The sequence below is a fragment of the Acinetobacter sp. WU_MDCI_Abxb74 genome, from assembly GCF_025513915.1.
Classification (GTDB): domain Bacteria; phylum Pseudomonadota; class Gammaproteobacteria; order Pseudomonadales; family Moraxellaceae; genus Acinetobacter; species Acinetobacter calcoaceticus_C.
The window spans coordinates 105,729-117,988 of the sequence record NZ_JAHPRP010000005.1; the positions used below are offsets into that span (position 1 = coordinate 105,729).

Genomic DNA, 12,260 nt, shown 5'->3' on the forward strand with positions numbered 1-12,260 from the left:
TTGTTAAATAGGAGATTTTAATGAAACTTTTAATTTTAGAAATTTTATGTTTAAGCCTTTTATCTGGTTGCGTTTCCGCAAAAGAAGCTGAATGTTACAATACTTCAAAAGCTCTAATTACAGATTTATACAATAAATTTCCTATTAATGGAGATGAGGTTATTGAAAATAAAAATAGAAAAACATTAAGTAATTTTTTTGATAAAAACCTTACAAATTTAATTATAAAAGATCAAGAGTGTAGTACAAAAAATAATGGGGTTTGTAATATTGATTTTAATATTTTAATTCATTCTCAAGATACTCCTAATAAATATAAGATATTACAGGATACGGATAATTTACTAACAGTTAAAGTTGAATATCATCAATACTCAGAATTTATTAACTTTGTTATTGATAAAGAATCTTCTTGTAAAAAAATAGGAAATATAAAATATGATGATGGAAGTGATTTAATTAAAATGCTGCGGAAATAACATGAAATATTTAATATTATTCTTAATTTTACTATTTGCTAATCATACATTTGCAAATACAGAAATATGGAATGGTACATATCACTATTATAGTTCAGAGGAGCTACCTAGTGGAAATGTTGCGACGATAGAGTCAACTTTAACATTAGCACCAAAAAAATGTGTGTACTCTATTATTGGTTTTCAGGTTGATAAATCCTATATGTGCAAAGTGAAAGAGAAAAATAACGAGCTATATTTCTTTAATGTTCAAAGTGGTGAAAAGTTAGGAAAAGTAGTCTTTAAGAAAGGAAAATACTATCTTTATTCTGATGAAATTTTAGATAGTAAAGACAACTTATTTTTTAAAGATAAATAATAGTTATAGAGCTCTTTTTAAAATATTTCAGATTCTATAAAAAAGCCCAACATAAGTTGGGCTTTTTTTTACGTCTCTACAATTCCTTCTAAATCTTCGAGCGTATAGTTCGGCATATCAATAATATGGGTTTGGATACCTTCTTGCACGTAATCATTAACATGAGGATATAACCAGCGAGTGATCTGTTCGGCAACGCTTGAATGATATTGAATTTCAAAGTGGTTTAAGCCATAAAATACGGCTTTATGTGAATCTGGCACTTTAAGTTGAAAACGTGGATTTGGATGTTCACCCAGCGCGCTTTTAATACTTACCAAGTAGTCACCAATCACAGTGAGTGCTTTATTACGCACTTTTTCAAACTCGAGGGTGCCTGCCACTAAAAAGGTATTGATATGAGAGGGCAAAGGAGCAGGGGCACGGTTATCATCCATCATGCCAATACGGGCATCCATATATTCCCAGTCGTCATCACGAACACTGCCATGTCGTAAATCTAAGATACCGTCACTGCGAATATTGACCAGTTGACCCAGTAAACCTACAAAAGGGAAAGCCCCTAGTTTATCTTGTATGGTAAAACCAAAACGCTCTAAGACTGCACCATGATGTGGAGAGCCAATACAAACCAGATTCTCAACCATATGAATCCATTGGTACATATTTTGTTTGCCGTAAAACAGCGCACTGCGGGAAACGAGTCCGCCCATACTATGGCCAATCACATCAATGCTGGTAATTCTTGGGTTACGCTGTACTAGGTCTTCTAATAAATTTGAGAAACTGCGTCCATTGGCTGAAATACGGCGGCCTGTATTGTAATTTAAATACAACATCGTGTTATGGTCACGCTGGGCTAATAAGCGTTCCCCAATGCCGCCATAATGTGCATTTGACCAAGTCAGATGGTTCATACACAAACCATGAACTAAAATCACAATACGACCCGCAAGCTCACCTTGTTGTATAGCTCCGTAGTGATCGTATAGGACCATTGGCAAGGCGAGAGGACTGTGCTGTTTAAGTAAGTAATCCCCAAAAATACCATTCAAGATTCCAACTAAAAAATGAAGACTTGGTGTCAAAGGCTTTTCATGGAGTGTTGGGAACTTTTCAATAATACGGCGTAAGCTGGGTGCTAAAAAGCAACTACCATATTTTTGTAAGGCCCCATAAGAAAACTGATATGCCTTTTGAACTAAAGGTCGTTTTTGAAAGTTTTTAGCATTTTGAGTACTAATACCAAAAGCATTTTTTAATACTTCAATATTAATGACTTGTATTAATTCATGTACACCATTTAAGCTGGTACTGAACAGTTGAGCTAAACCCTCTAATACATCTGCCTGACTAGGTGGCGTACTATCCCATTTACAATAAGTCTCATGTAGTGGTGTTAAGCTCGGCATATCTTTTCCCCATATACGTTATAACCGACGTTTTAAGCTGTACTTTTTATAAACGGCAGTAAACGTTTCCATCTTAGTAGTTTAAATAACACATTTTTTTAAAATACTGATGAATGGTTAGTTGAGTGGTTTTTCTTGTCTGACAATTGTGCTTTTCTATACAAACTGAGAACAAAATTGTGAAATTTGTCTCAATTTAGAGGGAAATATATGAATATTATCTACCTCCATGGTTTTAACAGTAGCTCTCTTTCGATTAAAGGATTGAGCTTAAGGCAGTATTGTAGCGAATTAGGAATTAAAGTGCATTTGCCAAACCTAAATAGATCTCCAGATCAGGTGGTTGAGCAAGTTTCAGAGCTTATTGAAAGTCTGGATGATGTTGCATTGGTCGGAAGTAGTTTGGGTGGTTTTTTTGCGACATATTTTGTCGCGAAATATAACATTCCGGCTGTACTGATTAACCCTGCTATGCAACCATGGAAGTTGTTTGATGAGTTATTTCAAGTTGAAAGCATGCCCTATATGGTCAACGATCAGTGGTTAATTGATCATGTTCAGTTACGACAGTTACAACAACTTGAACTGAAACAGCCTAAAAATGCCGACAAAATACTCGTCTTGTTGCAACAAGGCGACGAAATTTTGGATTATCGTCAAGCACAACGCTATTATAGTGCTGCAACCCCATCCTCATTGATTTTGACGGATGCTCATGGCAATCATGCTATGGAAGATTTTGAAGAAAAATTACCGTTAGTGATCGAATTCTTTGCGCACACCATCAAATAAGGAAAACGTACAACGTGACACAATATACGGCTCAATCGCTTGAAGTCCTTTCCGGTTTAGACCCTGTTCGTCGTCGTCCAGGTATGTATACCGATACGACTCGACCTAACCATTTAGCCCAAGAAGTTATTGATAATGCTGTTGATGAAGCATTAGCGGGTCATGCCGACAAAATATGTGTCACAGTTTATAAAGATGGTTCGTTATCTGTTGAAGATAATGGACGTGGTATGCCGGTTGATATTCATCCTGAGTATGGCCAAAGCGGTATCGAAATTATTCTGACCAAGCTCCATGCTGGTGGTAAATTTAGTACTGATAATTACCAGTTTTCTGGTGGTTTACACGGTGTCGGTATTTCTGTTGTTAATGCTTTATCAACACGTGTTGAGGTAGAAGTACAACGTCAGGGCAATCTCTACCAGATGGCTTTTGAGCAAGGTGAACCCGTTGCTCCTTTAACTGTGTTAGAAGGCAAAGTCCCAAAACGTGCGACAGGTACGACCGTACATTTTTGGCCCGAAACTAAATATTTCGACAGTCCGAAGTTTGCTTTAAAAGCACTCAAACATAACTTAAAAGCCAAAGCTGTTTTAGCAGCAGGCTTAAAAGTTATCTATATTGATCAAATTAATGATGAAAAAATCGAATGGCAATTTGAAAATGGGCTAGTCGACTATTTGATGGATGAATTGCAAGATCGTGAAATCTTGCCAAATCCGGCTTTTGTGAGTTATGGACAAGCAGATCGGGCGGCATGTGAGTTTGCAATTTGCTGGAATGTAGAAGGCGGCGAGCAGGTTCAAGAAAGTTATGTGAACCTGATTCCTACTGCCCAAGGCGGTACTCATGTGAACGGTTTACGTTCAGGGGTGACCGAAGCATTACGTGAGTTCTGTGAGTTACGTAACTTGTTACCGCGTAATCTGAAGCTTTCAGCAGAAGATGTCTGGGATGGCGTGAACTATATTTTATCACTCAAGTTTCAGGAACCTCAGTTCTCGGGTCAAACCAAAGAACGTTTATCAAGCCGAGAAGCGGCTAATATCGTTTTAAATATCGCTAAAGATGCTTTTTCACTTTGGCTGAACCAACATGCTGAAATTGCCATGCAATTGGCAGAAATGGCGATTTCGAAAGCGGGTCGTCGTTTAAAAGCGGCTAAAAAAGTTGAGCGTAAAAAGATTGTTTCTGGGCCTGCTTTACCGGGTAAATTGGCTGACTGTGTGGGGCAAACGCGAGAAGACAGTGAATTATTTATTGTTGAGGGCGACTCAGCAGGTGGCAGTGCTAAGCAAGCACGCAATAAAAACTTTCAGGCGATTATGCCAATTCGTGGAAAAATCTTAAATACTTGGGAAGTTTCTTCAGATGAAGTCTTGGCTTCTCAAGAAGTTCACGATATTGCGATCGCAATTGGGGTAGATCCGGGTAGTGATGATTTGTCCGAGCTACGTTATGGCAAAGTTTGTATTTTGGCCGATGCGGACTCAGATGGTTTACATATTGCGACTTTGTTATGTGCGCTGTTCGTTAAACACTTTCCTGCATTGGTTGAAGAAGGTCACCTGTTTGTAGCAATGCCACCATTATTCCGTATTGATATAGGTAAAGATGTACATTATGCCCTTGATGACGACGAGCTTGAAGTCATCTTGAAAAATGTCAAAGGCAATAGAAATCCGCAAATTACCCGATTCAAAGGACTGGGTGAGATGAACGCGATTCAGCTACGTGAAACGACCATGGATCCAAATACACGTCGTTTGGTGCAGCTTGATTTGGACGATACGCATTTAACAGCAGGATTGCTTGATAAATTACTTGCTAAAAAACGTTCCGCGGACCGCAAGCAATGGCTTGAGCAAAAAGGCAATTTAGCAGATATTTCTGTCTAAAAAAATCTATTAAAAAAGTCCCCGCCAGTTGAGCGGGGATTTTTTTTATGTAAACCTAAATTGTTGGAAATCACCACAACGGTTGCTAGCATTGATGTTTAGAACATTAAACTTAAATAGATAGATCTGTATATTTGAATTTAGACAGTAATTTTTATAGCGTGTAGAAATTGAAAAACATCACAATTTGCTCCGCCTCCAATTCGATCCACTACTGCAAAATCACTCGGTGCTTCAAAGGTAAGTAGTGGATGATGCCATGTACCTGCGCGGTAATTAATGCTTTGCTTTCCATTCGAAATAAATGCACATAGCTTTGAAATATCGGGAATATTCTTGTCCAAAGCAGGTGCCACAATAATTAAAAACTTTTGTTGTTGTAAGGGGATAAATGCTTGAGAACCTTTCGGATGACGCTCAAGCATCGAAATTTCCAGAGGTAAAACGCTGGTCTTAATATTCCGAAAAATACTAATCCCTGCTTTTGCTTCACCTTCAATTTCTGTTTCAACGAGCGCGTGGTAGCGCTCGGTGTGGGCATCATTAATATGAAAAAAGTCATGCCCGTCACAACAAATGACTTCTCCAAAGGGCTGAAAGCTCTCAATGGTTAAGGGTTGAATTTGGACATTATTCATGATCATGACTTGGCAATTTTTCCCCATAAACGTACACGGCTAATGCCGCCATCTGGAATCATGTTAATACGAATATGAGAGATTTTTTCATGCTGCAAAATTTCATTTACATATTCATGAATATGGTCCATTTGCATAGGTTGAGCTTCAAGTAAATAAGACCAGAACATACTCTGTGGAATTAATTGTGCATCTGTTGCATTTTCAAGATAAACCGCCTGAATGGAGACTTGGGCAGGAAAGTTTCCTTTAAAGTGAGCCGTATCAATTTCAAGCTTCTCAATTTTTCCGCTTTTACCTAATGCAAGAATACACCAGTCATAACCCGGTGCTCGGCGACGTTTGGTTTCCCATCCATCTCCCATGTTGACTCCACGGCCTGGGTTAATCAAATTACGTGGATGTCCAAAATGGGCATCGCTATACGCTACTACGCGACCGCCATTTTCTAGGGCCAATAAATCGAGTGTTTGCTCGCTGTCAGTCACCTGAATATGAACTTCCCCATAGACACGTAAACGGGCGATTCCACCATCTGGGAAAATATTGAGGCGTATGTGAGTGAAAAGTGCATCATTATTGACCATAAAAATATGATGTTGGCTTGGGCCTAGCTCAGTATTTCCTAAAATACTTTCCCATTTTGCTCCTGTAAGGTCATCATTTGGTGCATAACAAGCTTCTAATGATGCAGATGCAGGATAATTTCCTGTAAAAAAGCTGGTATCAATATCAAGTGCACTGATTTTCCCACTCACACCAAGCTTTACAATACACCAGTCATAGCCTGCATGACGCTTACGGCGCGTTTCCCAACCGTCCATCCATTTGCCGTTGTCATCAAATTTATCTTCAACAAAAACAGGTGCTTCAAATTGCAGCATACGCTTTGCTTCGGCAAAAAAATCATCTGAACACTCAATGATTTGTGCACCAATTCGGGCATCTGCCAAATTAGTTTTTGTATTCAAAATTTCAGGAAGTTCAAAAGCTGGAGCGTGCAGTGTTGCCATAATGGAGTATCCGTATTTCTTATTAAAAACATGATTTTTCATTTAAAACAGCCCTAACACTGAGCGTGCTAAGACGAGTTTTATCCTTAAATATATAAGCATGGTGCATGCCAGTTTTGTGGAAAAGCTAAATAAATTTTGAACGATGGCATGTTTTTAGCATAAGCACCCTATAGGTGAATATCTATAGGAGAGTGTTATGAATGTGGTGATTATTGGTGCGGGAATGGGAGGTCTAACCACAGGCATTGCATTAAAGAAATTTGGTCATCAAGTTCGTATTTATGAGCAAACTGAAAAAATTCTTCCTGTCGGCGCGGCAATTTCGCTGTGGTCGAATGGTGTGAAATGTCTAAACTATCTGGGATTAACCGAGAAAATCGCTCAACTTGGTGGACAAATGGATGACTTGGCCTATGTCGATGGTTTAACTGGAGATGTGATGACACAATTCAGTTTACTGCCATTAATTGAAGAAGTAGGGCAAAGACCTTATCCAGTTGCACGCGCCGATTTACAAAACATGCTGATGGATGAATTTGGCCGAGATCAGATTTATTTAGGCAAAAAAATGGTCAATCTTGATGACAACGCTGATTTTGTTGAGGTGCATTTTGCTGATGGTAGCTCTACACAAGCCGATTTAGTAATTGGGGCAGATGGCACTCACTCTCTTACACGGGCCTATGTGTTGGGCCAGCAAGTACAGCGCCGTTACGCGGGTTATGTAAACTGGAATGGTCTGGTTGAAATATCTGAAGATTTAGCACCGGCCGAGCAATGGACAACTTATGTGGGGGAAGGCAAGCGTGCCTCTCTGATGCCAGTTGCGGATGGGAAATTCTATTTCTTTTTAGATGTGCCTTTACCAGCAGGTTTAGAAAATAATCGAGATGAATATAAAAAACTTTTAAAACAATATTTTGCTGATTGGTGCTTGCCAGTACAGCAGCTCATTGAACGTTTAGATCCGCAAAAGACCAATCGCGTAGAAATACATGATATTGAGCCGTTCACTCAGTTTTATAAAGGCCGCGTGGTGATTTTGGGTGATGCTGCCCATAGTACGACACCTGATATTGGGCAAGGCGGTTGCCAAGCGATGGAAGATGCTATTTATTTAGCGCGTTCTCTGCAAATTAACACTTTAGGTATCGAAGATGCTTTACGTCGCTATCAAAACAAACGCAATGAACGTGCAAATGAATTAGTACTTCGTGCACGTAAACGCTGTGATGTGACCCATATGAAAGATGAAAGTGTTACACACGCGTGGTATGCAGAATTACGCCGTGAACAAGGTGGACATATTATGCAGGGGATTATTAGTAATATTGTGGGTAATCCACTCGATTAAAATAAAAACAGCAAGGAATTTTCCTTGCTGTTTTATCTTCTAAATTAGAGTCTTAGAAGTGGTATTTTACCAATGCGCTTACGTTATTTTCGTCAGCACCTTTAATACCGAATTTGTTATTCCACACAGAGTGCTCAATACCGAGGTATAAACGTGTGTCAGGAGAAATGTGTTTACCTACATTCCATTTCCATTGGGTGGTCCAGTTTAACTCGCTGGCATGGTCATCTTCTGCAGTTGACCAGTCAAGGAAACCATCTACCAAGAAATCTTCAGATGCGAGTTTAAATGGAATGCCATAAACAAACGTCATTTGGTAATCGTCGTCAGTTTTCTCATTATTTGCACGGTAGAAGTTTAAATTTGCATATTGGAAATATGGGATATCTAAATCAACTGCAAAACCATAAAGGAAGTTATCGAAGTTTTGGCCGCTTTGAGTGTTACTTTCCCAAGTGGTACTGATCAACACATCTTTTACTGGACCATACGCCAGTTTTTTACCTGACACTTCGCCTAAGCTTAAACGTGGTGATAACTCAAAATATGTACTTTTATGATCGTCTTCACCACGCATGTGGTCCATGAAGAAAAACACATCAGCGTATTTAACTTTCGCTGCATATTCCAAAGTAATCGTGGTTTCTTTTTCATCTACAACTTCATAGTTTTCACCATAAAGTCCAGTCACGCTAAAATCTTGCCAGATTGGTTTTGCCTGAACCATGGCAGTTGCAGATAACAAGGCACAAGTTGCCGCAAGTTGCTTTAATTGCATTTAAATGATCTCCCCCCAAATAAAGCATGCTAAGGATACATTGTCTTAAGCAAAAATGAAGCCAAATTTGATCAACGGTTAAAAAAAGGCCCACCGAAGTGGGGCGCTAAAAACTGAATTATTAATGTGTATTTTGTGTCTTTATTGTTTGGCTTAAATGTGGGGTACGCGAGCTGCGAAATGTAGGTAAATGATTAAATAACAAATTCAACAAGATAGCAAAAATACAAGTTGAACTAATGCCTGAATGGAACAAAGTTTGTACCCAAACAGGAAAATGGGCATAAAACTCATGGTTAATAATTGGAATCATACCAGCAGATAAAGCAGTCGCGACAATAATTAAATTTTTCTGATCGTTATAATCTATTTTTGCCAAAGTGCGAATTCCGCTCGCTGCAACTGACCCAAATAAGACTAAACCTGCACCACCAAGTACGGGCATTGGAATCGCTGCAATTAAACGCCCCATAATAGGGAGTAGCCCCAAAATAATCAGGATGAATCCACCTGCTGCCACTACAAATCGGCTTTTTATGCCTGTAATCGCAACCAGTCCAACATTCTGGGCAAAAGCGCTTTGCATGAACGAACCAAAGAGAGGGGCGAAAGCACTTGAAAACATATCTGCACGAACACCATTGGCGATACGTTTCGAATCGACTTCAGTTCCTACAATGTCTCCGACAGCAATAATATCGGCTGTGGTTTCCGTCATGATGACTAAGGTCACAATCAACATTGACAAGATTGCGCTTAACTCGAATGTTGGCAAACCAAATGCAAATAAGTGTGGGAATTGAACCCATGCACCAGAGCTCACTTGACTAAAATCACCAAAACCCATGAAGTAGGCCAGTATAGTGCCTGCAACAATTGCCAATAAAATCGATAACCTGCGAATGCTGGCTTGAGGCAGCATATTTAGAACAATCACAATACCTAAAGTAAGTAAGGCCAAAGAGATATTTTCTACGCTACCCCAGTTGGGTGCTTTATTGTTACCACCCATCATCCAGCGAACTGCGACGGGTAATAGAGATAAACCAATAATCGTGATGACGCACCCCGTCACCACAGGTGGAAAAAATCGAATAATTTTAGAAAAATAAGGCGCAAGACATAGTCCAATCAGAGATGCGGCAATGACCGCACCGTACACCGCAGGTAGGCCGCCTCCTGTGGTGATAATGGCCACCATGGTTGCCACACCCGCAAAAGACACGCCCTGAACTAAAGGTAATTTGGCTCCTAAATATTTGGTTCCAATCGTTTGTATGAGTGTTGCCAGTCCACCTACAAATAGCGCAGCCGCAATTAACATTCCGACTTGTGCTGAGCTTAATCCAGCTGCTGTTCCAATAATCAGGGGTGGGGCTACAATGCCACCATACATGGTCAGGACATGTTGTAACCCGTAAGCAAAACTTTTGGATATTCCTAAATATTCATGCTCTGGAGAAATAGAGGTTTTTTGCTGACTATTCATATTTTTCTCCTATCTATATTCTGTTTTTAACTGCCGCGATAAGTGGAGTAAGCAAACGGGCTGATCAGTAAGGGAATGTGGTAATGCTGATTAATGTCTTCTATAAAAAATTGAATGCAAACACGCGGGAAAAAAGTTTTGACTTGTTGCGATGAAAAATAAGGCGCAATTTCAAATTCAAGTTGATACGCCCCTTTAGTCAAGTCTTTTAGTTCAAAATCACTCACTCGACCATCTTGATTGGTGGTTGCTGTCGCAATCAGCTCATGGGTTTCTGCATGAAATAACTTCACTTCTACGTGTGCAGCTGGTTTGCCTAAATTCGTATCTAAAATATGAGTGCTGATCATGCTTGTATTTCCTGAGAAAGACGTAAGAGGGCAATCGCTGCGAGTTGCTCATGTACAATTATTTTTTCTGTGGCTAAATCATTTTGAAGACGGTCATGTAGATTTTTTAAAATCTCTTCGCTACTTAAGCCTGCTGCTTTAATTAAAAAAATGAAGCCAAATTTTTGTTCATAATCGAGATTGCCTTGCGGTAGGGCTTGCTGCGTTTTCTCATCTAGAGAAATGCCGGCCTGTTCTTGATTTGAAAAATGTTGCTCTTTTGCATTGAGCTGATTTTTTGCCTGCCGTTCACCAATTTTGGGGTGGGTTGCTAAAGCCGCTTCTATCTCTTGCCAAGTCCACATTTGACTTAAATTTTCTGCATATTCCAGAAGAGATGCTTTTGATAAATAGGGACGTTCTGAGATGATTTTTTCGGCCCATGCGGGAATGTGGACACAGTTTTTTAACAAAGTCTTGAGTTGTGCGGGTGGGGCTTGATTAAACTCGGCTAAAAACACTGTTATTCCTAAACTCATTGTCGTGATATAGAGTTTTTAGCAATAACAGTGCCAATAGTGGTTTGTGATTAACTTATGAATTTTAAAAATTTAAAAATCAATTATTCAGTTATGTGATTTTTATACCAATGTTCAGCGATATCCTGACGTCGACATATCCAGACCCGATCATGCATTTGAATATAATCGAGGAATTTTTGTAATGCTTTAAAACGGCCGGGCCGCCCTAAAATACGGCAATGCATTCCAATTGACATCATTTTTGGTGCAGTTTCACCTTCTGCGTACAGCACATCAAAGCTATCTTTTAAATATTGGAAAAACTGCTCCGAGTGATTAAAACCTCCCGGTGAACAGAACTTCATGTCGTTACATTCCAAGGTGTAAGGAATAATTAAATGTGGGCGGGATGCACCAGAAACATCGGTCAGAGTCACCCAAAAAGGCAGGTCATCACCATAATAATCAGAGTCATATTGTATTTGTGGGAACTCTGCAAGTAACTGACGAGTATTGGGACTGTCACGTCCGGTGTACCAACCTATCACTTTATTTCCAAACAAGTTTTCTAAAACAGATAAAGCTTGTTCTATATGCTGTTTTTCTAGTTCGATATCAGTATCTTGATAGTGAAGCCAGCGGTAGCCATGAGACACTACATCATAATCAGCTTGCTTAATGGCTTCCGCAATATACGGGTTGCGGGCAAGCGCCATGGCAACTCCGAAAATGGTCATTGGAAGCTTACGTTTTTGGAATTCAGCATGAATACGCCAAAAGCCAGCACGTGAACCATATTCGTACATTGAGTCCATCGACATATGTTTGGCTGGGTAGCTTGCAGCACCAATAATCTCTGATAAAAACTGTTCTGAGCCATCATCGCCGTGCTCAATATGTTTTTCGCCACCTTCTTCATAATTAAGAACAAACTGGATGGCAATTTTGGCGTGATTAGGCCACTGAACCTGTGGCGGTTTTCCGTGATAACCGATTAAATCACGTGAATAAGGAGATTTTTGAATTTGCTCAATAAGCTCGGCTCCAGATAGATAAGATTCAAGCACGATTGTTCTCCTTTTGTTCGAATTTTCATAAAAATTTAAAAAATCAGCTTGCATATTTTTATAGATGGACTGATATTGAAGATAGAAGATCTTCTAAAACACTCCAAAACAATACGGTCAAGTGAGGAG

Annotated in this window: 13 protein-coding genes; 5 read left to right on the top strand and 8 right to left on the bottom strand. The window is 39.4% G+C overall.

What is annotated here, in order from left to right; all coding sequences use genetic code 11:
- The first annotated feature begins 20 nt into the window (after window positions 1-20).
- On the top strand, window positions 21-479 hold the full coding sequence (locus KTH84_RS10605) for a hypothetical protein (protein ID WP_262473083.1): 459 nt from the start codon (window positions 21-23) through the stop codon (window positions 477-479).
- Between the two features lies 1 nt (window position 480).
- Entirely contained in the window at window positions 481-837 is a 357-nt protein-coding gene (locus tag KTH84_RS10610; protein WP_262473084.1) for a DUF5991 domain-containing protein, read from the top strand.
- A gap of 68 nt (window positions 838-905) precedes the next feature.
- On the opposite strand, the gene KTH84_RS10615 is transcribed toward KTH84_RS10610, so the two are convergent.
- The gene (locus KTH84_RS10615; RefSeq protein ID WP_042895828.1) at window positions 906-2,249 is read right to left on the bottom strand and encodes an alpha/beta fold hydrolase; all 1,344 of its coding nucleotides are present in this window, start codon (window positions 2,247-2,249) and stop codon (window positions 906-908) included.
- Between the two features lie 210 nt (window positions 2,250-2,459).
- On the opposite strand from KTH84_RS10615, the gene KTH84_RS10620 reads away from it, so the two are divergent.
- Both KTH84_RS10620 and parE read left to right on the top strand, forming a co-directional pair.
- The gene (locus tag KTH84_RS10620; protein WP_262473085.1) at window positions 2,460-3,041 is read left to right on the top strand and encodes a YqiA/YcfP family alpha/beta fold hydrolase; all 582 of its coding nucleotides are present in this window, start codon (window positions 2,460-2,462) and stop codon (window positions 3,039-3,041) included.
- A gap of 14 nt (window positions 3,042-3,055) precedes the next feature.
- Window positions 3,056-4,939 (top strand): DNA topoisomerase IV subunit B, encoded by a 1,884-nt coding sequence (gene parE, locus KTH84_RS10625; protein WP_042895824.1) that lies wholly within the window; start codon window positions 3,056-3,058, stop codon window positions 4,937-4,939.
- A 140-nt stretch (window positions 4,940-5,079) separates the two neighbouring features.
- Here the strand turns inward: parE and KTH84_RS10630 are convergent, their stop codons facing one another.
- Both KTH84_RS10630 and alc read right to left on the bottom strand, forming a co-directional pair.
- Entirely contained in the window at window positions 5,080-5,583 is a 504-nt protein-coding gene (locus tag KTH84_RS10630) for an ureidoglycolate lyase (RefSeq protein WP_262473086.1), read from the bottom strand.
- Window positions 5,580-6,590, bottom strand: coding sequence for an allantoicase (gene alc, locus KTH84_RS10635; RefSeq protein ID WP_262473087.1), 1,011 nt, complete (start codon window positions 6,588-6,590; stop codon window positions 5,580-5,582). Before alc ends, KTH84_RS10630 begins: the two co-directional genes overlap by 4 nt.
- Before the next feature lie 199 nt (window positions 6,591-6,789).
- Here alc and hpxO point away from each other — a divergent pair, with 199 nt between their 5' ends.
- Window positions 6,790-7,947 carry an FAD-dependent urate hydroxylase HpxO gene (hpxO, locus tag KTH84_RS10640; protein WP_262473088.1) on the top strand — a complete coding sequence of 386 codons (1,158 nt, stop codon included), beginning with the start codon at window positions 6,790-6,792 and terminating at the stop codon, window positions 7,945-7,947.
- A 52-nt stretch (window positions 7,948-7,999) separates the two neighbouring features.
- Here hpxO and KTH84_RS10645 read toward each other — a convergent pair whose 3' ends face one another.
- The 5 genes from KTH84_RS10645 to puuE all read right to left on the bottom strand — a co-directional run bounded on the left by KTH84_RS10645 (window position 8,000) and on the right by puuE (window position 12,131).
- Complete coding sequence (locus KTH84_RS10645) at window positions 8,000-8,725, bottom strand: outer membrane protein OmpK (protein WP_262473089.1); 726 nt, start codon at window positions 8,723-8,725, stop codon at window positions 8,000-8,002.
- Window positions 8,726-8,846: 121 nt separating this feature from the next.
- Window positions 8,847-10,214 (bottom strand): nucleobase:cation symporter-2 family protein, encoded by a 1,368-nt coding sequence (locus tag KTH84_RS10650; protein ID WP_262473090.1) that lies wholly within the window; start codon window positions 10,212-10,214, stop codon window positions 8,847-8,849.
- A gap of 26 nt (window positions 10,215-10,240) precedes the next feature.
- On the bottom strand, window positions 10,241-10,564 hold the full coding sequence (gene uraH, locus KTH84_RS10655) for a hydroxyisourate hydrolase (RefSeq protein WP_262473091.1): 324 nt from the start codon (window positions 10,562-10,564) through the stop codon (window positions 10,241-10,243).
- A complete protein-coding gene (gene uraD / locus KTH84_RS10660; protein WP_133976111.1) occupies window positions 10,561-11,064 on the bottom strand; it encodes a 2-oxo-4-hydroxy-4-carboxy-5-ureidoimidazoline decarboxylase in 504 nt (167 codons plus the stop codon). The genes uraH and uraD overlap by 4 nt, the downstream gene beginning before the upstream one ends.
- 101 nt (window positions 11,065-11,165) lie before the next feature.
- The gene (gene puuE, locus KTH84_RS10665) at window positions 11,166-12,131 is read right to left on the bottom strand and encodes an allantoinase PuuE (RefSeq protein ID WP_262473092.1); all 966 of its coding nucleotides are present in this window, start codon (window positions 12,129-12,131) and stop codon (window positions 11,166-11,168) included.
- Window positions 12,132-12,260: the final 129 nt, after the last annotated feature.